20 protein-coding genes are annotated in these 20,834 nt (G+C 64.1%); 14 read left to right on the top strand and 6 right to left on the bottom strand.

Annotated elements, in window-relative coordinates; genetic code table 11:
* Positions 1 to 92 precede the first annotated feature (92 nt).
* Positions 93 to 764, bottom strand: coding sequence for a hypothetical protein (locus tag FFS18_RS12975; RefSeq protein WP_137871141.1), 672 nt, complete (start codon positions 762 to 764; stop codon positions 93 to 95).
* Positions 765 to 924: 160 nt separating this feature from the next.
* Here FFS18_RS12975 and ispH point away from each other — a divergent pair, with 160 nt between their 5' ends.
* Genes ispH through rnhA form a run of 3 tightly spaced genes read left to right on the top strand, consistent with a single transcriptional unit; the run spans position 925 to position 3,328 of the window.
* Positions 925 to 1,911 carry a 4-hydroxy-3-methylbut-2-enyl diphosphate reductase gene (ispH, locus tag FFS18_RS12970; RefSeq protein WP_137871140.1) on the top strand — a complete coding sequence of 329 codons (987 nt, stop codon included), beginning with the start codon at positions 925 to 927 and terminating at the stop codon, positions 1,909 to 1,911.
* A complete protein-coding gene (thrB, locus tag FFS18_RS12965; RefSeq protein ID WP_137871139.1) occupies positions 1,911 to 2,873 on the top strand; it encodes a homoserine kinase in 963 nt (320 codons plus the stop codon). The genes ispH and thrB overlap by 1 nt, the downstream gene beginning before the upstream one ends.
* On the top strand, positions 2,870 to 3,328 hold the full coding sequence (gene rnhA / locus FFS18_RS12960) for a ribonuclease HI (protein ID WP_120216576.1): 459 nt from the start codon (positions 2,870 to 2,872) through the stop codon (positions 3,326 to 3,328). Before thrB ends, rnhA begins: the two co-directional genes overlap by 4 nt.
* 17 nt (positions 3,329 to 3,345) lie before the next feature.
* On the opposite strand, the gene FFS18_RS12955 is transcribed toward rnhA, so the two are convergent.
* A complete protein-coding gene (locus FFS18_RS12955) occupies positions 3,346 to 3,522 on the bottom strand; it encodes a YegP family protein (RefSeq protein ID WP_120216577.1) in 177 nt (58 codons plus the stop codon).
* A gap of 90 nt (positions 3,523 to 3,612) precedes the next feature.
* Complete coding sequence (locus FFS18_RS12950; RefSeq protein WP_137871138.1) at positions 3,613 to 4,743, bottom strand: NAD(P)/FAD-dependent oxidoreductase; 1,131 nt, start codon at positions 4,741 to 4,743, stop codon at positions 3,613 to 3,615.
* A gap of 96 nt (positions 4,744 to 4,839) precedes the next feature.
* Here FFS18_RS12950 and FFS18_RS12945 point away from each other — a divergent pair, with 96 nt between their 5' ends.
* The 7 genes from FFS18_RS12945 to FFS18_RS12915 all read left to right on the top strand — a co-directional run bounded on the left by FFS18_RS12945 (position 4,840) and on the right by FFS18_RS12915 (position 11,995).
* Positions 4,840 to 5,322, top strand: coding sequence for an A24 family peptidase (locus tag FFS18_RS12945; protein WP_120216578.1), 483 nt, complete (start codon positions 4,840 to 4,842; stop codon positions 5,320 to 5,322).
* A gap of 54 nt (positions 5,323 to 5,376) precedes the next feature.
* Positions 5,377 to 6,414: a Flp pilus assembly protein CpaB gene (gene cpaB / locus FFS18_RS12940; protein ID WP_137871137.1), complete on the top strand. Its 1,038-nt coding sequence runs from the start codon at positions 5,377 to 5,379 to the stop codon at positions 6,412 to 6,414.
* Between the two features lies 1 nt (position 6,415).
* Positions 6,416 to 7,981 carry a type II and III secretion system protein family protein gene (locus tag FFS18_RS12935; protein ID WP_137871136.1) on the top strand — a complete coding sequence of 522 codons (1,566 nt, stop codon included), beginning with the start codon at positions 6,416 to 6,418 and terminating at the stop codon, positions 7,979 to 7,981.
* A gap of 25 nt (positions 7,982 to 8,006) precedes the next feature.
* Complete coding sequence (locus tag FFS18_RS12930; RefSeq protein WP_137871135.1) at positions 8,007 to 8,651, top strand: CpaD family pilus assembly protein; 645 nt, start codon at positions 8,007 to 8,009, stop codon at positions 8,649 to 8,651.
* Positions 8,648 to 9,922 carry a pilus assembly protein CpaE gene (locus FFS18_RS12925; RefSeq protein WP_137871134.1) on the top strand — a complete coding sequence of 425 codons (1,275 nt, stop codon included), beginning with the start codon at positions 8,648 to 8,650 and terminating at the stop codon, positions 9,920 to 9,922. Before FFS18_RS12930 ends, FFS18_RS12925 begins: the two co-directional genes overlap by 4 nt.
* A gap of 56 nt (positions 9,923 to 9,978) precedes the next feature.
* A complete protein-coding gene (locus FFS18_RS12920) occupies positions 9,979 to 10,947 on the top strand; it encodes a type II secretion system F family protein (RefSeq protein WP_137871133.1) in 969 nt (322 codons plus the stop codon).
* Between the two features lie 70 nt (positions 10,948 to 11,017).
* Entirely contained in the window at positions 11,018 to 11,995 is a 978-nt protein-coding gene (locus FFS18_RS12915; RefSeq protein ID WP_137871152.1) for a type II secretion system F family protein, read from the top strand.
* 59 nt (positions 11,996 to 12,054) lie between these two features.
* On the opposite strand, the gene FFS18_RS12910 is transcribed toward FFS18_RS12915, so the two are convergent.
* Together FFS18_RS12910 and FFS18_RS12905 are read right to left on the bottom strand one after the other, a co-directional pair.
* The gene (locus tag FFS18_RS12910; RefSeq protein ID WP_120216584.1) at positions 12,055 to 13,056 is read right to left on the bottom strand and encodes a fumarylacetoacetate hydrolase family protein; all 1,002 of its coding nucleotides are present in this window, start codon (positions 13,054 to 13,056) and stop codon (positions 12,055 to 12,057) included.
* Between the two features lie 58 nt (positions 13,057 to 13,114).
* On the bottom strand, positions 13,115 to 13,528 hold the full coding sequence (locus tag FFS18_RS12905) for a hypothetical protein (protein ID WP_137871151.1): 414 nt from the start codon (positions 13,526 to 13,528) through the stop codon (positions 13,115 to 13,117).
* Between the two features lie 148 nt (positions 13,529 to 13,676).
* Here FFS18_RS12905 and FFS18_RS12900 point away from each other — a divergent pair, with 148 nt between their 5' ends.
* A complete protein-coding gene (locus FFS18_RS12900; protein WP_137871132.1) occupies positions 13,677 to 14,909 on the top strand; it encodes a sensor histidine kinase in 1,233 nt (410 codons plus the stop codon).
* 284 nt (positions 14,910 to 15,193) lie between these two features.
* Here the strand turns inward: FFS18_RS12900 and aptA are convergent, their stop codons facing one another.
* Positions 15,194 to 16,510: an omega-aminotransferase AptA gene (gene aptA, locus FFS18_RS12895; RefSeq protein WP_137871131.1), complete on the bottom strand. Its 1,317-nt coding sequence runs from the start codon at positions 16,508 to 16,510 to the stop codon at positions 15,194 to 15,196.
* 246 nt (positions 16,511 to 16,756) lie between these two features.
* Between aptA and FFS18_RS12890 the strand changes: the two genes are divergently transcribed.
* The 3 genes from FFS18_RS12890 (at position 16,757) to FFS18_RS12880 (ending at position 20,832) form a co-directional block, all read left to right on the top strand.
* Positions 16,757 to 18,103: a glutamine synthetase family protein gene (locus FFS18_RS12890; protein WP_120216586.1), complete on the top strand. Its 1,347-nt coding sequence runs from the start codon at positions 16,757 to 16,759 to the stop codon at positions 18,101 to 18,103.
* Positions 18,104 to 18,223: 120 nt separating this feature from the next.
* The gene (locus tag FFS18_RS12885) at positions 18,224 to 19,492 is read left to right on the top strand and encodes an NAD(P)/FAD-dependent oxidoreductase (protein ID WP_120216587.1); all 1,269 of its coding nucleotides are present in this window, start codon (positions 18,224 to 18,226) and stop codon (positions 19,490 to 19,492) included.
* Positions 19,489 to 20,832, top strand: coding sequence for an aspartate aminotransferase family protein (locus FFS18_RS12880; protein ID WP_137871130.1), 1,344 nt, complete (start codon positions 19,489 to 19,491; stop codon positions 20,830 to 20,832). The genes FFS18_RS12885 and FFS18_RS12880 overlap by 4 nt, the downstream gene beginning before the upstream one ends.
* The last annotated feature ends 2 nt before the right edge of the window (positions 20,833 to 20,834 follow it).

Here is a 20,834-nt window from a genome sequence, read left to right as displayed (position 1 = left end):
TATCGCAGCTTGGCGCACGCGAAAAGCCCTGCGTCACCGGAACGGCGCGCAGGGCAAACGGTTGCGAACGACGCCGAAGCGCCGCCGCGAAACTATCGTCGGACGTTATATTCGAGCTGTTCCTGCGTCAGCTGGAAACCGATGAGCAGTTCAAAGCTGGCACGCTGTACCGCGGCGCGCACCTCGGGCTGGCTCAGCGGATCGATCGCGGCATCCTGGTCGCCTGCCTTGCGGCGGCGCGTGATGCGTTCCTGAATATCGGCGGGGAGCGTCGCGGCAGCGCGGTCGACATAAGCCGACGCCTGCCCGCGGCCCGTGCCGCGGGTCTGTCCCTCGGGAAAAGTCACCACGACATTGCCGAGACGCTTGGCAACGACCGCCGTGCCGCCCTGCAACACGGTGCCGTAATAAGGCAGGGTTACCGAACGCGCCGGACCGGCATCGCGGCGCGTGGCGATGACGTCGAAACTGGCAAGTTGATAGACCTTTTCGCTCGCGTCGTTGCATACTGGCGTCACATTGGTGATCGCGGCGACCACGTCGATCGCGCTCGCATCGCGGCTGGTCGCCGGGTCGAACAGCGTGATGTCGCCGGTGTGCAGCGGGACAGCGACCGCAGGGCACGCGCTGCGCGTGGCGGTGATGCCGACGCCGCCCGACACGTCGATGTCATTGTCCTTCGCACAGCCCGCGACCGTCGCCATGGCCGCCGTGCCACACAGCACGGTCAGAAGTTTACGCGACGGGAACGAAATGGAGATCATGATAATCGGGCTTTCCAAACAGGCGCACTAACCAGTTCAAGTCAGTCGGGACGGTTGATCCCGCTTCATGCGCGCCGCTTCTTATCGGTGCGATGAACGCGGCGCAACGGTGTGAAGCCGCTTTACGCTATATGGCCTGCTGCGCTAGAGCGCCTCCATCATGAACGCTCCACATCCGACACCGCGCCCGAACGGCGACGAAACCGCAGAACTCAGGGTTTTGATCGCCGCGCCGCGCGGCTTTTGCGCTGGCGTCGATCGCGCCATCCGCATCGTCGAACTCGCGCTCGAGCGTTTTGGCGCACCGGTCTATGTCCGGCACGAAATCGTTCACAACCGCTACGTCGTCGACACGCTGAAGGCGCAAGGCGCCATTTTTGTCGAATCGCTCGATCAGGTTCCCGATGGAGTGCCGGTCGTTTTCAGCGCCCATGGCGTCCCCAAAGCGGTCCCCGCGAAGGCGGAAATGCGCGGGCTCGATTACATCGATGCGACCTGCCCCTTGGTATCGAAAGTCCATCGGCAGGCTGAGCGCGCGCATGAAGCGGGACGCCACATCGTCTTTGTCGGCCACGCCGGCCATCCCGAGGTCATCGGCACGCTGGGCCAATTGCCCGATGGTGCGATGACTTTGGTCGAATCGGTCGATGATGTCGCCGCGCTGACACCGCCCGACCACGACAGGCTGGCATTTTTGACCCAGACCACGCTGTCGGTGGACGACACCCGCGACATCATTGCCGCCTTGCAGCACCGTTTCCCGGCCATTTCGGGGCCGCGCGGCGAAGATATTTGTTACGCCACCTCGAACCGGCAGGATGCGGTCAAGGCAATTGCCGGTGATTGCGACCGCATGATCGTGATTGGCGCGCCGAACAGCTCGAACAGCCTGCGCCTGGTCGAAGTGGCCGAGCGCATGGGCACCCCGGCGCATCTGGTGCAGCGCGGCGGCGATGTCGATCCCACTTGGCTCACCGATATCGCGACACTGGGCATCACCGCGGGCGCCAGCGCGCCCGAAACGCTGGTCCGCGAAGTGATCGATGCCGTTGCGGCGCACCGACGCATCGTCGAAGATGTCGTCGTCACCGCCGAAGAGAATATGGTGTTCAAGCTGCCGCGCGGGCTCGAACCGGCAGCCGCCTGATGGCGGTCTATACACATGTCGATCCAGCCGACCTGGCTGCGCTGGTCGCGCGCTATGACATTGGCAGCGTCCTGTCGTGCAAGGGCATTGCCGAGGGGGTCGAAAACAGCAATTTCCTGCTCGAAACGACCGCGGGCCGGTTCATCCTGACGCTTTACGAAAAGCGCGTCAGCGCGGGCGACCTGCCGTTCTTTGTCGACCTGCTCGACCATCTAGCAACCAGCGGCTCGCCAGTGCCGGCAATGATCCGCGATCGCAGCGGCGTCGCCGTCCAGCAGATTTCGGGCCGTTCCGCATGCATTATCCAGTTTTTGTCGGGCATATCGCTCACGCATCCCAGCGCGGCACAGTGCGAGGCGGCGGGCGCCGCACTCGGCGCGATGCACCGCGCGCTCGCCGGATATGACGGCGCTCGCGACAACAGCATGGGCCAACGACATTGGCGCGGTGTCGCCGACGCGACAGGAAATCTCGACGCAGTACGCCAGGGCTTGCAGGCGATCGTCGATGCGGAACTCACCTTCGTGGAGGCGCATTGGCCCGCCGACCTGCCTGCCCATGTCATTCACGCCGACCTGTTTCCCGACAATGTCCTGATGCTCGGCGACCGGGTGACGGGGCTGATCGACTTCTATTTCGCCGCCACCGACTTTCGCGCCTATGATCTGGTGATCACCCATGCGGCATGGACCTTTTCCGCCGACGGCCGGACGTGCGACCCCGCGCTCGCGGGGGCGCTGATGCGCGGCTACGCGCGCGAAATTGTCTTGACCGACGCCGAGCGTGCCGCATTGCCGACGCTGGCGCGCGGCGCCGCGCTGCGGTTCCTGCTGACGCGCGCGCACGACTGGGTGCATACGCCAGAGGACGCGCTGGTTACCCGCAAGGATCCCTCACCCTTCCTCGCCCGCCTGCTGCGCTATCGCGCCGCCGATGCTGCCAGCCTGTTTGCCGCCGCATGAGCGACGAACGGACAAAGACGGTGATCGTCGCCACCGATGGTGCGTGCAAGGGCAATCCCGGTCCGGGCGGCTGGGGCGCGGTTTTGCGCTGGGGCGATGTGGTCAAAAAGCTATCGGGCGGCGAGCCCGATACCACGAACAATCGCATGGAGCTGCTTGCCGCGATCGAGGCGCTGGCGGCGCTCAAACGACGCTGCAAAGTCGAACTGTCGACCGACAGCGTCTATGTGCGCGACGGCATCACCAAATGGATCTATGGCTGGCAGAAAAACGGCTGGAAAACCGCTGCCAAAAAGCCCGTGGCCAATGCCGACCTATGGCAGCGCTTGCTGGCCGAAGCCAAGCGGCACGACATCGAATGGCTGTGGGTCAAGGGCCACGCCGGGCATGGCGACAATGAAATCGCTGATCAGCTCGCCAGCGACGCCGCGCTGGAGGTTGCGCGGGCGCGCTGAACGCCCGCGCCGTCGCTCTATTCGGCTTCGCGTATCTCCGCGCCCGGTCCGTTTTTCTTGATCGATTCGATGGCGTTGAGCGCCGACGCCTTGCTGGAATAGCCTTCGGTCCAGAAAATCGTTTCGCTGTTATATTTGAAATAGGCGACATGCTCGCCCGCCTTGTTCTTCTTGATCTCGAAATAATGGGCCATCGGTTCCTCCGCAGGTCGTTGGCGCGCCACGGTGACGCGACAAGCCTATGGTAAGCAGACGGAGGCGGCGCGCAAGCCGCCAGATTGATATCAGGCGAAGCGCGATGGCGCGAAAGGCAACGGATCGACGTCCCCGATCATGCCTGCCGGTGGCGGCGCCCCGAGCTCGGCCGCCAGCAGCGCCGCAACCGCGGGCGAGGTCTGGATCCCGACGCCGCCCTGCCCCGCGCACCAGATAAAACCGGGCTGGTGCGGATCGGCGCCGAACACCGGAACACGGTCGGGCGCAAAGCTGCGCAGCCCCGCCCATTTGCGTTCGACGGCAGCAACCGGCCAATCGACGACGGCCTGCAAGCGATCGATCGCGATCGCCACATCGACGTCTTCGGGCGCCGCATCATGCGGCTCGACCGGCGTTTCATCATGCGGGCTGAGCCACACCCGCCCTTCGCTCTCGCCCTTGAAATAGAAATCGCCGCCGACGTGAACGATCAGCGGCAGTTCGGCAGGCACAGCCACCCCAAACCGCAGCTGGACAACGGTGCGGCGATAGGGACGGATGCCGACCGACGCGACCCCGCACGCCGTCGCAACGCGGTCCGCCCAAGCCCCCGCGGCATTGACGATCAGCGCCGCATGGATGGTCTCTCCCCCCACCCGGACCTCCCAGCCGTCAGCGGTCCGCCGTGCCGATTCCAGCGGTGCTCGGATCGCAAGAAGCGCTCCATCACGCTTGGCCGCCCGCAGATAGGCAGCGTGAAGCGCGCCAACATCAATATCGCTGCACGCCGCCTCATAGGCCGCTTCGCTCCAATCGGCGCGAACGCCGGGGATGCTTCGCGCGATATCGGTGGCGCCTATCCGCACGACATCGACGCCCCTGGCCGCAAATTTGGCAGCAAAGGCATCGACGGCCGTCGCTTCGGACCGACGGCCGATGGTGAGCGCCGAGCGCGGCGAAAGAAAGGTGCGTTCGGAAAAGTCGGGTGCCGGGTGCGCTAGCGTATCGAAGGACGCGATGGACAGCGGCTGAACGTGCGCCCCGCCATAGGTTTCGTGCCAGAAAGCCGCTGATCGGCCAGTGGCGTGGTAACCCGGCGTATCTTCCGCCTCGATCAGCATCACCCGGCGCCACGGCGCGAGCGCCGCGGCCAGACTGGCACCCGCGATGCCCGCGCCGACGATCAGCACGTCGATGGCAGAAGGCAGCGCGGCGGTCATGCCCCGCCGCATATCCATTGGCCCACGGAATGCAAGCCGCGCCGTCGGCAGTGCATGGTTACCGTTTGGTAAGCCATATTGCGTAGGAGGCCGCCGATGGACAGCGGCACTATCTCCCTTGGCCTGATGGCCATATTAGGCCTTTTGATGATCGCTGCGGCGATCAGCGACCTGCGATCGCGGACAATTTCCAACGAGCTCAACGCGGCAATCGCCCTGCTCGCGATCCCTTTCTGGATTGCCAGCGGCCTCGCGCTGTGGCCCGACATGCCCGTTCAGTTCGGTGCGGCCTTTGCGGTCTTCCTGGTTTTTGCCGGACTCTTTGCGATCGGCGCGATGGGCGGCGGCGATGTGAAGATGATCGGCGCGGTGATGCTGTGGATCCCGCTGCCGCTGTTCCTGCCGATGCTCACGGTCATGGCCGTGGGCGGCGGCATCCTGTCCGCCGTCATGTTGATTCATATGAAAATTCGTCGGTCCGAAACGCCGGTCGAGGTGCCCTATGGGGTCGCGATCGCCGCCGCCGGGCTTTGGGCGCTTCACCAACAATATCTTAACCAGTTTCAGGCTATCGGTTGAGCCTGAGGGCAAACACCGCCGTGTCTGGCTGGTGTTAGGAGGCGAAAAATCGTCATGGATACGCGAAAGATTATGCTGATCGTTGGCGCGCTGGTCATTGCGATCGGCGCGGCATTCGGGGTCAACCAGATGATGCGCGGGGCTTCGGCTCCGGAAGCTCGGGCCGCTGCGGCGCCGGAGATTACCGGTCCGATGATTCTGGTCGCAACGCGGCAGCTGCCGGTCGGCACGATCATCGGCCCCGACAGCTTCCGTTTCCAGCCCTGGCCGAAAGAGCTGGTCGAAAAGGCGTATTTCATGAAGGAAAAGACCGACGTGAACACGTTGGTCGGCACCGTCGTGCGCTATCCGATCACCGCGGGCCAGCCCTTGACCCAAGGCGCGCTGGTCCATCCTGACGATCGCGGCTTCCTTGCGGCGGCGCTTGGCCCCGGCATGCGCGCCGTGACGGTCAAGGTCAGCCAGGAACAGGGCGTCGCCGGCTTCGTCTTTCCGGGGGACCGCGTCGACGTGCTGCTGGCGCAGACGATCGAGGTCAAGGAAGGCAGCGCCTATCCCGACGATCAGATTTTCACCGCGGAAACGATCGTGCGAAACGTCCGCGTGCTTGCGACCGACCAGCGCTACGATGCCGAAGACGAAACGGGCAAAACGCCGGTTCGCACCTTTGGCTCGGTTACGCTGGAAGCCACTCCGGAACTCGCCGAACGCATCGCGGTCGCGCAGAGCATGGGCAAATTGTCGCTCGCGCTGCGTCCGCTGGCCGAAAGCAGCGGCGAACTCGAAGCCGCGATCGCCTCGGGCGACATCAGCGTCCCAGCAAAGGGCGGCAGCGAAGCAGAACGCCGCATGCTGGCGCAGGCCCAGGCCCGCCCGGTTACCGCGAAAACCGCGACAACCGGCGGCGATGTATCGCGCTTCTGGATCCCGGTCAGCGGCCGTGTCGGCGGCGGCGGATCGCGTCCGCAGCAGCAGGCAGCCGGAATGCCGGCACCTTCAGGCGGCAATTATGGGCCGGCGGCGCGCAGTGGACCGGTGGTTCGCGTGACGCGCGGTGACAAAGTGACCGAAGTTTCGGTTGGGGGTAAGTAAGATGAACAGCAAACCCAATTTCAAGGCAGCGGCCATGGCCCGCACCCTGGCCATTGGCCTGGTCGCAGCGACGCTGGTTTCCGCGCCGGTACAGCCGGTGGCGGCTCAGGCAACCCAGAACGCCAGCAGCAGCATCGACCTGTCGGTGGGCCGTGGCCGCCTGATCAGCCTTCCGGCTGCCATGACCGACATCTTCGTCGCCAATGACGAAGTCGCCGACGTCCAGGTCCGTTCGGGGCGCCAGCTTTACATCTTTGGCAAAAAGCCGGGTGAAACCAGCATTTATGCCACCGATGCCAGCGGCCGCGTTGTGTTCTCGACCGTCGCCCGCGTCGGCAACAATATCGAAACGATCGATCAGATGCTGTCGTTGGCAATGCCCGACGCGAGCATCTCGGCGAATACGATGAACGGCTTTGTGCTGCTAACCGGCACCGTCCAGTCGCCCGACGACGCGGCCGAAGCCGAAATGCTGGTTCAGGCGTTTGTCGGCGAGGGTACGAAAGTGTTGTCGCGTCTGCGCACGGCAACGCCGCTGCAGGTCAATCTGCAGGTCCGCATCGCCGAAGTGAACCGCACTTTGGTCAAGGAAATGAGCGGAAATCTGCTGACCCGCGACACCGACGGTGCGCTGGGCAACGGTTTCCTTGGCGGGATCTTTGGCGGTCGGAGCCCCGGCACGATCACCGACATTCCTGCGCCGACCGCCGTCTTCCCGGGCAGCCCGGTTCCTCGTCCCTATGACCCAACCACCGGCCTGCCGCTCACCAACGGTCGCACGACGCTGGGCACCAACTATCAATTTACCCAGCCGTCGGGTCGACGCAGCCTGGCCGGCGCCGGTCGTCTGTTCGGGCTCGACCTGATGGCGTCTCTCGATATCGGCGAACGATCGGGGCTGGTCGCCACCTTGGCGCAGCCCAATCTGACCGCGATCTCGGGCGAAACCGCCGACTTCCTGGCGGGCGGCGAATTCCCGGTTCCGATCCCCGGCAATCTTGCCGGGACGACGATCGAGTATCGCAAATATGGTGTCAGCCTGGCCTATACGCCGACGGTGCTGTCGAACGGTCGTATCAGCCTGCGCGTTCGCCCCGAAGTTTCAGAGCTTTCGACCGAAGGCGCCATCGAGCTCGACGGTTTCCAGGTTCCGGCCCTGACGGTTCGCCGAGCCGAAACGACGGTCGAACTGGGGTCGGGTGAAAGCTTCATGATCGCCGGCCTGATGAACAACCGTTCGATCGGCGCCATCGACAAGATGCCCGGTCTTGGCGACGTGCCGCTGCTCGGCATGTTGTTCAAATCGGACAGCTTCCGGCGTGGCGAGACCGAATTGGTCATCGTGGTGACCCCCTATCTGGTCCAGCCGGTGTCGGCGAACGACATCAAGCTGCCGACCGACGCCTATCAGGACGCGAACGATCTGCAGCGGATCCTGCTCAATCAGACCGGTGACGGCGTGACGGGCGGCGATCGTCCGAAGCCGCGGCTCGACACCAGCGTCGGCGACGCGGATCGCCCGCGCGGGAGCAGCGCCGACGCCGCCCCCGGCTTCAGCATCAAGTGATGTCCAGGATTTCAGGAGCAAAGTGATGAAAAAAATTGCAACTTGGACGGTCCTGGCACTGAGCGCATCGCTCGCGGGATGCACCGGCACCGCCTACAGCAACCGCAGCCTCGATTCGGTGCATCAGCCGGTCGTGCGCAATGCCATCCATCAGTTCGACGTCGCCGCTTCCAGCGGAGAGCTGGCACCCAGCGAGCAGAGCCGACTGCAAGGCTGGTTCGACGCGATGGGCGTGCGTTACGGCGACCGCATCTCGATCGAGGACTCTTCGGTCTATGGCGCCACATCGGCGCAAGCGACTGTGCGGTCGATGGTCGCGCGTCGCGGACTGCTGGTGAGCGACGCTGTGCCGGTAACCACGGGTGCAGTGCCGCAGGGCCATTTGCGCGTGATCATCACCCGCGCGTCGGCCTTCGTCCCCGGCTGCCCCGATTGGTCCAGCAAGTCGTCGATCAACACCGCCAATGCAACGTCGGCCAACTATGGCTGCGCGACGAACAGCAACCTCGCTGCGATGGTCGCCGACCCCAATGATCTGATCAAGGGCGCACGCAGCGACGGCAACGATCCGTCGATGGCGACGCGCGCGATCAAGACCTTCCGTGAGAAGCCGCCAACAGGGGCCGGCGAACTGCGCGGTGAAAAGACCAACGAAGGAGGTGGCCAGTGAACGCGCCGTTCAAATCCGCAGGCTTGCGTGACCCGTTCAGCGCCTTCGTGTGCGACGACGATACGCTTGAGCTGATCCGCGCCGCCGCCAACGACATGGGCTGGCCGATCGAGAAATGTAACAAGGGCGGTCTGCGCAACGCGGTCCAGTCGCTGTCGGTGTCCGCCAGCCCGAACATCCTGTTCGTCGACATGTCGGAATCGGGTGACCCTATCAACGACATCAACGCGCTGGCCGAGGTCTGCGAACCCGGCACCGTCGTGATTGCGGCGGGGCAGGTCAATGATGTGCGCCTGTACCGCGACCTGTTGTCGAGCGGTATCCAGGATTATCTGCTCAAACCGTTGTCGCTGGAACAGGTTCGCGAATCGCTGACCATGGCGCAGGCGATGCTGACCGCGCCGAAACATGCCGATATGCAGGACGACAAGCCGCATCACATGATGGCGGTGGTCGGGGTGCGTGGCGGCGTCGGCGCCTCGCTTGTCTCGACCTCGCTCGCTTGGGCGATGAGCGAACAGGCGAGCCGCCAGACGGCATTGCTCGACCTTGACGTCCATTTCGGTACCGGCGCGTTGACGCTCGACCTGGAACCCGGTCGCGGCCTGATCGACGCGATCGACAATCCGAGCCGCATCGACGGCCTGTTCATCGAACGCGCCATGGTGCGGGCGTCGGACAAGCTCAGCCTGCTGTCGGCCGAGGCGCCGATCCATCAGCCGGTAATGACGGACGGATCTGCCTTTTTCCAGTTGGAAGAAGAATTGCGCGGCGCGTTCGAAATGACGATCGTCGACATTCCGCGCCAGGTGCTGATCCCCTTCCCCCATCTGGTGGCGGAGGCCGGAACGATCCTGCTGGTGACCGACGTTACGCTGGCCGCCGCGCGCGATACCATTCGCCTGCTGTCCTGGTTCAAACAGAATGTGCCCGGCGCCCGCGTCGTGCTGGTCGCCAACAAGTTCCAAAGCGCCGTCGGTGAACTGTCGCGCAAGGAATTTGAATCCTCGATCGAACGCCAGATCGACGTGGTGATCCCGTTCGACCCGAAACTGGTCTGCCAGTCGGCGAAGCTTGGCAAATCCTATGCCGAAGTTTGCAAGGGCACCAAAGCCGCGCAGGTGTGGAGTAATCTGATGCGCCTGATCCTCGACGGCGCCGATGTCGAGGCCGAAGAGGCGCAGGCCGCAACGGCCAAGGGCAAGTCGGGCGGTTCGTTGCTCGGCAAGCTCGGGTTGATGACGAAAAAGGGCGCGAAGCAGGCGGCATGACGGTCCGCCAGAGGGACCTTCACCACCAAAAGCGATAGAAGCGGACATCTGCTGACATGAATCTGCCAGTCATCCTTATCATCGCCGGGGCCGTGCTGGCCTTTGCCCTGCTCGTCGTCCTGCTCGGCGGGCCTTCGGCCGGCAAAGCCAAGACGCGCCGACTGGCGATGGTCAAGGACCGTCATGCCGCCTCGACCGAGGCGGTCGTGGCGGCTCAGATGCGCAAGACGATCCAGTCGGGTGTCCAGGGCAACGCAACGCTGGCCAGCCTGATGCCGCGCCGCGAAGAGATGGAAAAGCGCCTTCGCCGCACCGGCAAGGGATGGACGCTCACCCAATATATGTTCGCCTCGATGGGCCTTTTTGTCGTCGTTACCGGCGGCATGCTGGCCATGCGCGCGCCGATCACCATGGCCGGTCTCATCGGCTTGCTGTTGAGCCTTGGCCTGCCGTATCTGATCGTCGGGCGCGCGATCAAGAAGCGCGTCGCCCAGTTCAACGCCCGCTTTCCCGATGCGATCGACTTGCTCGTGCGCGGTCTGCGGTCCGGCTTGCCGGTCACCGAAACCTTTCAGGTGGTGAGCCAAGAGCTCCCTGGTCCGGTGGGCGAGGAATTCAAGGGCATTGTGGAACGCATCCGTATCGGCAACACGATGGAAGCCGCATTGCAGGAATCAGCTGTGATGCTGGGGACGCCCGAGTTTCAGTTCTTTTGCATCACCATCCAGATTCAGCGCGAGACGGGCGGCAACCTCGCCGAAACGCTGTCCAATTTGTCGGATGTGCTGCGCAAGCGTGCCCAGATGAAGCTCAAGATCCGGGCGATGTCGTCTGAAGCCAAGGCATCGGCGTACATCGTGGGCGCCTTGCCCTTCTTCGTCTTTGGCGTCGTGTGGTCGATGAATCCCAGCTATCTTGCGGGCTTTTTCTATGAGCAGCGGCTGATCATTACCGGGATCGGCGGCTTGATCTGGATGAGCATCGGGGCCGGGATCATGGCCAAAATGATCAGTTTCGAAATCTGAAGGGGCGGAACCAGTGAACAGCAGCCTCCTTCTGACCACCTTCACCGGCGCCCAGGCTGGGCCGACGCTGATGGGCGTCGACGTGATCTGGGCCGGTACCATGCTGGCCGCGGTCGGCGTCTTTGCCGTTCTGTTCGCCATTTATGGCGCGCTGACGGTGCGCAATCCGATGACCAAGCGCGTCAAGGCGCTCAACGAACGCCGCGAACAGCTGAAGGCCGGTATCACGGCATCGACCGCGAAACGCCGCGCCAAGCTGGTCCGCAAGAACCAGCACGCCGACAAGATGCGGACCTTCCTGGGCAAGCTTCAGGTGCTGCAAGAAGGCCAGGTCAAAGAGGTTCAGCAAAAACTGGCGCAAGCGGGGATCCGGTCAAAGGATCTGGCGGTTGCGGTGATTTTCGGCCGCCTGGTGCTGCCGATCGTGTTTGGCGGTCTTGCCGCGTTTCTGATTTACGGCCTCGACATGTGGCCCGATCTCACGCCGTTCAAACGCTCGGGCGCGACGATGGCGGCGCTGATCCTCGGCTACAAGGCACCCGACCTGTTCGTTCAGAACAAGCGGACCAAGCGAACCGACGCGATCCGCAAGGGTCTGCCCGACGCGCTCGACCTCCTGGTGATCTGCGCCGAAGCCGGTTTGACCGTCGACTCCGCCTTCGCGCGCGTGTCGAAGGAATTGGGCCGGGCCTATCCCGAACTCGGCGAGGAGTTTGCGCTGACCTCGATCGAGCTGGGCTTTCTGACCGAGCGCCGCCAAGCGTTCGAAAATCTGGCCTATCGCGTCAATCTGGAGTCGGTGAAGGGCGTGGTCACGACCATGATCCAGACCGAAAAATATGGTACGCCGCTCGCCAGTGCGCTGCGCGTGCTGTCGGCAGAGTTTCGTAATGAACGCATGATGCGCGCCGAGGAAAAGGCCGCACGCCTGCCGGCGATCATGACGGTGCCGCTGATCCTGTTCATTCTGCCGGTTTTGTTCATCGTCATTCTGGGCCCGGCGGCCTGTTCGCTCAGCGATGCCATGTCGGGCGGCAGCTTCGGCTGATCCGGCGGCGGTTCACCCATAGGAAACAAGGGGCGGGATCAATCCCGCCCCTTTTTCATTCAGGCAACCTGCTGTTCGATTGCGCCAAAGATGCTGTGGTGGCGTTCGTCGTCCATCCAGATCCGGACCGTGTCGCCCTTTTGCATGAACGGCGTCTTGGGTTCGCCTTGCTGGATCGTCTCCACCGTCCGCACCTCGGCCAGACAGCTATAGCCCAAACCGCCCTCGGCGATCGGCTTGCCGGGGCCGCCATCGGCGTCGCGATTGGATACCGTCCCCGACCCGATGATCGTCCCCGCGCCCAGATCGCGCGTCTTGGCCGCATGGGCGATCAAAGCCCCGAAATCAAAGGTCATGTCGACGCCGGCATCGGCGCGGCCCAGCGGTTGTCCGTTGAGGTCAACGCACAGCGTGCCATGCAGCTTGCCGTCCTGCCAGCGCGCGCCCAGCGCTTCGGGCGTCACGAACACCGGCGACATCGCGCTCGACGGCTTCGACTGGAAAAAGCCGAACCCCTTGGCGAGTTCGCCCGGGATCAACCCGCGCAGCGACACGTCGTTGGTCAGCCCGACCAGCAAAATCTTGTCGCGCGCCGCGACCGCGTCGATCCCCGCGGGGACATCGCCGGTCACGACGACGACTTCCGCCTCCATATCGCAGCCCCAGGCCGGGTCGGCGAGCGGGATCGGATCGCGCGGCGCCAGAAACGCATCGCTGCCCCCCTGATACATCAGCGGATCGTGCCAGAAGCTGTCGGGCATTTCGGCGCCGCGCGCCTGCCGGACCAGCGCGACATGGTTCACATAGGCGCTGCCGTCGGCCCATTGATAAGCGCGCGGCAATGGCGATGCCGCATCGCGCTCGTGAAATCGCTCCTTGGGAATCGCGTCGTGATTCAGGTCTTCTGCCAGCGCCGCCAGCCGCGGCGCCGCATAGGCCCAATTATCGAGCGCCGCCTGCATTGTCGCCGCGATCTGACCAGCGTCGGCATACCAGGCCAGATCGTCCGAAACGACAACGAGACGGCCGTCACGGCCGTGCTTGAGCGAAGCTAATTTCACGAAAACTCCTTTGGCTGGCGACGCGGCTAAACCGACGTCGCCCGCGAAAGAGCGAAAATCAGCGCGACGTCGTGATCGACGCGAAACAGGTAAAGCCGCTCTGCCCTGCCTGCAAGCGCCGGATGTACTGCAGATACGCTTGCGACTGATTATAGGTCGTACCGGGGAGCGTCTGGCCCCGGAATGCGCGTTTCACTTCTTCGCCCGTGAAGGGCCGCAGGGCGCCTGGAAACGCCCCCTTTGTGCCCGGCGGCACCAGCTTGCCCTGCGCATCGATAAATTGACCCGCGCCGCCCGGACCCGGCACAGGTATCTGGCAATTCATCACCGATACCGCTGTCTGTGCAAAGGCGGGACGGATCGTCAGCGCCGCCGACACGCCCACTGCGCCAAGCGCCAACATGCGCCGCCGTGAGGGAATGGCGTCGTCGGGGCTGGCGGCGTTCTCGGTTGGAATTTCGCGATTATCCATGCGCCGCGCATAACCCAATGACGACGCAAGGAAAAGCAAAACACCGCGCACGACCGCCTGCATCCCGGTTTGGGACATCCGCCGCCGAAGCGTTAACACCCGCAAACGGCCTTGCGCCTGCCCCTTGCTTCGTGCGAGGCGGCAGACGATGTTCGATCGCCTGTCCAGCCTCGTCATTGCGCTCACCATGATCGTCATCGCGGCGATCTTTGCCGCATTGACCGGTGGCGACCTGTTGGCGATCGCAATCATGGCGATCGTCGGCTGCATCGCCGCTTGGACCGTTTACAGCGCGCTTCCCGCCAGCATCGCCGAACCTTCGACCGCTCCCCCTTCTCCCACCACCATTGCCCCGACGTCGCTCCTCCGCCATCCCGATTTCGCGCATTGGGTCGATCAGGAAAAAGAGCCCCTGCTCGGTACTGCCGACAATATCGTGACCATCGCCAACGACGCTGCCGTCCGACTGCTTGGGCGGCATATCGTCGGCGCCGACGTCCGGACCGCGATCCGGCATCCGGCAGCGACCGAATGGCTGTCGCATATCCAGGGCGGCACGCCGCTGGAGCCGGTCAACCTGGTCGATTTTCCGCGGCCGGGCCAGCGCTGGACCATGCGGATTGCCGCCTTGTCGGGCAGCGAGAATATCATCTTCCTGTCCGATCGCTCGGCGATCGACGCCGCCGACCGGATGCGGTCGGACTTTGTCGCCAACGCCAGCCACGAGCTGCGCACACCGCTCGCCGCGATCCTTGGATATGTCGAGACGCTACAGGAAATGAACGGCGACACCGACGCGTCAACCCGCGACCGTTTCCTGTCGATCATCGAGCGCGAGGCGCGGCGGATGCAGCAACTTGTCATTGACCTGCTGTCGATCTCGCGCGTCGAGGCCGACCGCTTTCGGCGCCCGACGACGACAGTCGATCTGGGCGCAATCCTGCGCACCACCGTCGCGCAGCTTGGCGACAGCGAACCCGCGCGCGCCAAGGACGTCGTGACCCGGTTCGGCGATGAACCCGCGCTGATTCTGGGCGACGAAGCGCAACTGAAACAGCTTGCCCACAACATCGTGTCGAACGCGATGAAATATGGCCATGCCGATACCCCCGTCACCGTCGAACTCGCGCGCGAAGGGCGCCGCATACGCCTGTCGGTGAGCGACGAAGGGGACGGCATCGCGCCCGACCACCTGCCACGCCTGACCGAGCGTTTCTACCGGGTCGACGAGGCGCGTAGTCGATCGGTCGGTGGTACCGGGCTTGGCCTTGCTATCGTCAAGCACATCAGCGAGCGCCACCAGGGCCAACTCGACATCGAAAGCGAGGTCGGCAAGGGAACGCGGGTTTCGGTCACCTTCCCGCTGGTGAGCGAGGACTGACAGCGGGCGCGTCCTCTCAGCGGCATCTTGAAATTTGTCGGCCCCGTCACCATTTTTCGATCGGCGGTTTGCCCCGCCGGGCATATCGCCGACCTTTCTTCAATCTGAAAACAAAAAGAAAACCAAAGGATAATATGTACTTCAAACTAAATGCGTTTCCTTCCCTTCTCCGCCCCTATAGCGCCATCGAAGCGCGGGCCGAAAAACCAGCGCGGCGGTCGCCGACGCTTTCGCGACGCGAACTGCGGCGCGTGATTGCAGATATGCTGGACTGACCGAATTCGTCAGTCGATACGATCGACAAGATCGCCGATCTTTCCGAACATTTCCTCGATCTGATTTTTCTCGACAATCAGCGGCGGCGACAGCGCAATGATGTCGCCGGTCGCGCGCACCAACAGGCCATTGTCGAAACAGGCGTGGAACAGCTCCATCGCGCGCGCGGTCGGCGCGCCGGGGCGCGGCTCCAGTTCGATCCCGGCCACCAGACCGATGGTCCGGATGTCGATGACATGGCGTCGCCCTTTCAAGCTGTGCGCCGCTTCCTCCCAATCGCTCGCGAGTTCATTCGCCCGGTCGAACAAGCCGTCGCGCGCGTAAAGATCGAGCGTCGCGATCCCGGCGGCGCTCGCCAACGGGTGGCCTGAATAGGTGTAGCCGTGGAACAGCTCGATGCCCGCATCGACGCTGTCGAGCACCGCATCGTGCAGTTCGCGCTTCACCGCGACGGCGCCCATCGGCACCGCGGCGTTGGTCAATCCCTTCGCCATGGTGACGATGTCGGGCGTCACGCCCCATTGCCCTGCTGCCGTTGCGCCGCCGACGCGGCCGAAAGCGGTGATGACCTCGTCGAAAATCAGGATGATGCCGTGCTTGTCGCAGATCTCGCGCAGCCGCTGCAAATAGCCGACCGGGGGGATCAACACGCCGGTCGAGCCCGCCATCGGTTCGACGATCACCGCCGCGATCGTTTCGGCGCCGTGCAGGTCGACCAGACGCTGGAGATCGTCGGCCAGCTCGGCGCCATGCTGCGGAAAGCCGCGCGTGAAGGCATTTCGCGCGATGTCGTGCGTGTGACGCAGATGATCGACGCCGGGCAGCCCGCCGCCAAAGGCGCGGCGGTTGTTGACGAGCCCGCCGACGCTGATCCCGCCAAAGCCGGTGCCGTGATAGCCGCGCTCGCGCCCAATCAGTCGGGTGCGCGTCCCCTGCCCTTTGGCGCGCTGGATCGCCAGCGCGATTTTCAACGCCGTATCGACCGACTCGGACCCGCTGTTGGTGAAAAATATCCGGTCGAGGCCGTCGGGCATCAGCGCCGCAAGGCGCTGCGCCAGTTCGAACGGCAGCGGGTGGCCGAGCTGGAAGGTCGGCGCAAAATCGAGCGTTGCGGCTGCTTTCGCGATGGCTTCGGTGATCTCGGGGCGGCAATGCCCGGCATTGCTGCACCAGAGGCCCGATGTGCCGTCGAGAATGTCGCGCCCATCGCCCGACTGGTAGTACATGCCGCTCGCCGAAACGAGCTGGCGCGGGTGCGCCTTGTAGGCCTTATTCGCGGTAAACGGCATCCAGAAGGCTGCCAGTGGATCATTTTCGCCCTTCATCGCGTGCCGCCCTCCGCTGCCATTGACCGTCATTGCGACGAGCGAAGCGACGCCGCAATCCAGAGCAGGCGTAAGCCGCCCTGGATTGCTTCGCTTTGCTCGCGATGACGATCTGCAATGTGGCTAGCAAACGCGGGGCTGGCAACGCCGAAAATGGCCGATAACGGCCCCTCTGGCGCTTCGTCCCGGCTTGCGATACGCTGGCGTTCCACAAACGGGCCGGCTCCTCGGCCCAATCGGGGGCGCATGTCAGTCAATCTGGAACAATGGATCAGCGACCATAAAATCGACGAAGTCGAATGTATCGTCCCCGACATCAACGGGGTCCAGCGCGGCAAGGTGCTGCCGGCCAAGAAGTTCCTGTCGTCGGTCAAGGACAAGTCGCTGCGTATTCCGGGCAGCGTTTTCATCTGTACGATCGACGGCCATTATCCCGAGGACATCGACGACATCTGGGACAAGGATCCCGACAAGATCCTGATCGCCGATCCCAGCACGATCTGTGTCGCGCCGGGCTTTACCTCGCCCACCGCCTTCGTCATCGCCGACGCATTTAACGGCGACGGGACCGAGGTCGACATTGCACCGCGCACCATCCTCAAGAAAGTGCTCGCGCTTTATGCTGAAAAGGGGTGGAAGCCGATCATCGCGCCCGAGGTCGAATTCTACCTCGTCTCACCGAACGCCGACCCTGATTTCCCGTTGACCCCGCCGGTCGGCCAGTCGGGCCGCAGCGAGAGCGCCAGCCAGCCCTACGGGCTGGAGGCGATGAACGAATATGAGGATATCATCGATCATATCTATGACGATTGCGAGCTGATGGGGCTCGATATCGACACGATGATTCACGAGATGGGCGCGGCGCAGCTCGAGGTGAATTTCGAGCATGGCGACCCGCTACGGCTCGCCGACGAGGTCTTCCTGTTCAAGCGCGTCGTGCGCGGCGTCGCCAAGCAGCACAATGTCTATGCGACCTTCATGGCGAACCCGATGGCGGGGCAGCCGGGCAGCGCGATGCACATCCACCAATCGGTGGTCGATGCGGCCACCGGCAAAAACCTGTTTTCGACCGCCAACGGACGCGACAGCGCGGCGTTCCGGTCCTATGTCGCCGGACTGATCCGCTTCATGCCGCAGATCGCGCCGCTGTGGGCGCCGAACGTCAACAGCTTCCGCCGCATGCGCCCCGACAGCGCGGCGCCGATCAACGTCCAGTGGGGCGTCGACAATCGCTCGTGCGGATTCCGCGTTCCCGTGTCGGACAAACACAATCGCCGCGTCGAAAACCGCCTGCCCGGCGCCGACAGCAATCCTTATCTGGCGATCGCCGCGTCGCTGGTGTGCGGTTATATCGGCATGGTCGACCGCATGGTGCCGCCCAAGCCGATCGCGGGCAGCGCGTACAACCGCGCCCGCACCCTGCCCCGCACGCTGGAGGCGGCGCTCGACCGGTTCAGCTCGTGCAAGAAGGTCCGCAACCTGCTCGGCGACGATTTCTTCGAGATTTTCTTTGCGGTGAAGGATTATGAGCTGTTCAACTATCAGTCGGTGGTGTCGAGCTGGGAGCGCGAACATCTGCTGATGCGGGTCTGACCCGCCGATGACATTCAGCCCGCCCTTTCCGTTCGTGTCGAGCGAAGTCGAGACGCCGCGCAGGCATGAGCGGTGTCTCGACTTCGCGCGACATGAACGGGCTTAGAGGGTGGTGTCTGAATGACCGATCCGCTGAACCACAGCTATTATGCCGCAACCGCGCGCGCGTGGCGGCCGCGCCCCTTCGACGGGGACAATTGCAGCTGCGACGTCGCGGTGATCGGCGGTGGGTTTACGGGATTGTCCGCCGCGCTGGCTTGCGCCGAGCGCGGCTTTTCGGTCATCCTGATCGAACGCGAGCATATCGGCTTTGGCGCATCGGGTCGCAACGGCGGCCAGCTGATCCCGGGACTTCGCTGGACGGCGTCAGAACTGGAATCCGAATTCGGCCGCGATCGCGCCGATGCGCTGTTTGACCTGTGCTGGCGCAACAACCGCGTTAAGGCCCGGATCGAAAAGCACGGCGTCGACTGTGACCTGAAAACCGGACATCTGGAAGCCGCTTGGACGCCCAAGGATTTCGGCGCGATGCGGCGCGAGGCCGATTATCTTGCAAACCGTTTCGGCTACCGGACCGATGTCGTCGCCAAAGCGGACATGGCGCAGCATATCGCCAGCCCGCTGTACCATGGCGGCATCCATGACCCGCAGGGCGGTCATTTCCACCCGCTAAACTATGCGATCGGCCTCGCGCAGGCCGCCGAAGCCGCTGGCGTCCGCATTTGGGAGCGTGAGCGCGTCCATCGCATCACCGATTATCCTGAAGGACCCGGGGTGATGTCCGATCGCGCGCATATCGCTGCGCGCTTCGTGATCGATGCGACCGACAGTTGGATTGGCCATATCGAGCCTGACCTTGGCCGCTACACCGTGCCGATCATGAACTATAATATCGCGACCGCGCCGCTCGTGAACGCCGATGACCTGTTGCCAAGCGACGCCGCGGTCGCCGACAGCCGCTTCGTGCTCAACTATTTCCGCCTGTCCGCCGACAAGCGGCTGATTTTCGGCGGTGGTGAGCGTTATTCGCAGACGCCACCGCGCGACATCGCGGCGTTCGTGCGGCCGTTCATGACGGAAGTCTTTCCGCAGATCGCCAAAGCGCCGATCGACTATGGCTGGGGCGGCGCGGTGGCGGTGACGATGAACCGGCTGCCACATATCGGGCGGCGCGGGAGTGTCTTTTTCGCGCACGGCTTTTCGGGGCATGGCGCGCTGGTGACGACGCTGGCGGGTGAACTGATTGCCGAGGCGATGGCGGGGACCGCCGAGCGGTTCGATGTGCTCGCCAGCCTGCCCAGCCGCCCCTTCCCCGGCGGCAAATGGCTGCGCCAGCCGCTCGCGACGCTGGGGCTGCTCTATTATGCGATGAAGGACAGGCTCGGATGATCGCCAATGCCGCCATCGCGCGCGTTGCCGACCGCGAAGCCGAACGCTTCCGCGCCGCCAACCCGCGCGCCTTCGCGCATCAGGCCGCGGCAAGTGGATGGTTTCAGTCGGTGCCGTTCCACTGGATGAAGGATTGGCCGAGCCCGGTGCCCATCGTCGCCGCCTCGGCGCGAAACGCGACGCTCAGCAGCATCGACGGCCAGACGTACGACGATTTCTGCCTCGGCGACACGGCGAGCCTGTTCGGTCACTCGCCGCCGGCTCTCGTCAGCGCGTTGGCGCAGCAGGCGAGCGAGGGGCTGAGCTATATGCTGCCCACCGAACGCGGCGCAGCGCTGTCGGTCAAGCTCGCCGCGATGTTGGGACTACCGCAGTGGCAGGTCACGACCACCGCGACCGAAGCCAATCGCGCGGTCATCCGCTGGTGTCGCGGTATCAGCGGACGGCGCAAGGTGCTGATCTTCAACGGCGCCTATCATGGCGCGGTCGATGATGCTTTTGTCGATTTGAAAGGCGGTGCGCCGGTCATGCGCGCCAGCCTGGTCGGCCAGGTCCTCGACCTGCGCGATACGACGACAGTGATCGAGTTCAACGACGAAGATGCGCTCGCTGCTGCCCTCCGCACCGGCGACATCGCCTGCGTCCTTGCCGAGCCGGTGATGACCAACGTCGGGATGGTACGCGATGCGCCGGGCTTTCTCGTGACGCTGCGCAAGCTCTGCAACGAAACCGGCACGCTGCTCGTGTTCGACGAAACCCACACCATCTCGTCGGGCTATGGCGGCCATGGCGTCACCCACGGCCCGACACCCGACCTGATGGTCGTCGGCAAGTCGATCGGCGGCGGCGTCCCCTGCGCGGTCTATGGCTTCAGCGCCGAGGTCGCCGAGCGCATGGCGGCGCTGAACGCCGCTCGCCCTCCGGGCCACAGCGGCATCGGCACGACGCTGTCCGCCAATGCGCTCGCGATCACCGCGATGGATACGATGCTGTCCGAGGTCATTACCCCCGCCACCTACGATCATATGCTGCGCGGGGCCGCGCGCTTGGTCGCGGGACTCGAGCAGGAAATCGCCGCTGCCGGCCTCGACTGGCACGTCACCCAGGTCGGCGCGCGGGTCGAATTCCTGACCTGTCCCACCCCGCCCCGCAACGGCGGCGAAGCCAAGACAGCGATGCACCCTGAACTCGAGGCCGCGATCCACCTGTTCCTCGCCAATCGCGGAATTTTGCTGGCGCCGTTCCACAATATGATGTTGGTGAGCCCGGTTACCGGCGACGACCAGATCGACCGGCTGGTCGGCGCGTTCGCCGACTGCGCAAAGGCGTTGAAGGAGTAGAG

Source organism: Sphingopyxis sp. 2PD (assembly GCF_005503695.1).
GTDB lineage: Bacteria > Pseudomonadota > Alphaproteobacteria > Sphingomonadales > Sphingomonadaceae > Sphingopyxis.
This window is presented reverse-complemented; position numbering and strand designations above follow the sequence as displayed.

Coding starts and splice junctions, on each gene's coding strand:
- FFS18_RS12975 (WP_137871141.1), bottom strand. CDS start 764: ATGATCTCCATTTCGTTCCCGTCGCGTAAACTTCTGACCGTGCTGTGT.
- ispH (WP_137871140.1), top strand. CDS start 925: ATGAACGCTCCACATCCGACACCGCGCCCGAACGGCGACGAAACCGCA.
- thrB (WP_137871139.1), top strand. CDS start 1,911: ATGGCGGTCTATACACATGTCGATCCAGCCGACCTGGCTGCGCTGGTC.
- rnhA (WP_120216576.1), top strand. CDS start 2,870: ATGAGCGACGAACGGACAAAGACGGTGATCGTCGCCACCGATGGTGCG.
- FFS18_RS12955 (WP_120216577.1), bottom strand. CDS start 3,522: ATGGCCCATTATTTCGAGATCAAGAAGAACAAGGCGGGCGAGCATGTC.
- FFS18_RS12950 (WP_137871138.1), bottom strand. CDS start 4,743: ATGACCGCCGCGCTGCCTTCTGCCATCGACGTGCTGATCGTCGGCGCG.
- FFS18_RS12945 (WP_120216578.1), top strand. CDS start 4,840: ATGGACAGCGGCACTATCTCCCTTGGCCTGATGGCCATATTAGGCCTT.
- cpaB (WP_137871137.1), top strand. CDS start 5,377: ATGGATACGCGAAAGATTATGCTGATCGTTGGCGCGCTGGTCATTGCG.
- FFS18_RS12935 (WP_137871136.1), top strand. CDS start 6,416: ATGAACAGCAAACCCAATTTCAAGGCAGCGGCCATGGCCCGCACCCTG.
- FFS18_RS12930 (WP_137871135.1), top strand. CDS start 8,007: ATGAAAAAAATTGCAACTTGGACGGTCCTGGCACTGAGCGCATCGCTC.
- FFS18_RS12920 (WP_137871133.1), top strand. CDS start 9,979: ATGAATCTGCCAGTCATCCTTATCATCGCCGGGGCCGTGCTGGCCTTT.
- FFS18_RS12915 (WP_137871152.1), top strand. CDS start 11,018: ATGGGCGTCGACGTGATCTGGGCCGGTACCATGCTGGCCGCGGTCGGC.
- FFS18_RS12905 (WP_137871151.1), bottom strand. CDS start 13,528: ATGGATAATCGCGAAATTCCAACCGAGAACGCCGCCAGCCCCGACGAC.
- FFS18_RS12900 (WP_137871132.1), top strand. CDS start 13,677: ATGTTCGATCGCCTGTCCAGCCTCGTCATTGCGCTCACCATGATCGTC.
- aptA (WP_137871131.1), bottom strand. CDS start 16,510: ATGAAGGGCGAAAATGATCCACTGGCAGCCTTCTGGATGCCGTTTACC.
- FFS18_RS12890 (WP_120216586.1), top strand. CDS start 16,757: ATGTCAGTCAATCTGGAACAATGGATCAGCGACCATAAAATCGACGAA.
- FFS18_RS12885 (WP_120216587.1), top strand. CDS start 18,224: ATGACCGATCCGCTGAACCACAGCTATTATGCCGCAACCGCGCGCGCG.
- FFS18_RS12880 (WP_137871130.1), top strand. CDS start 19,489: ATGATCGCCAATGCCGCCATCGCGCGCGTTGCCGACCGCGAAGCCGAA.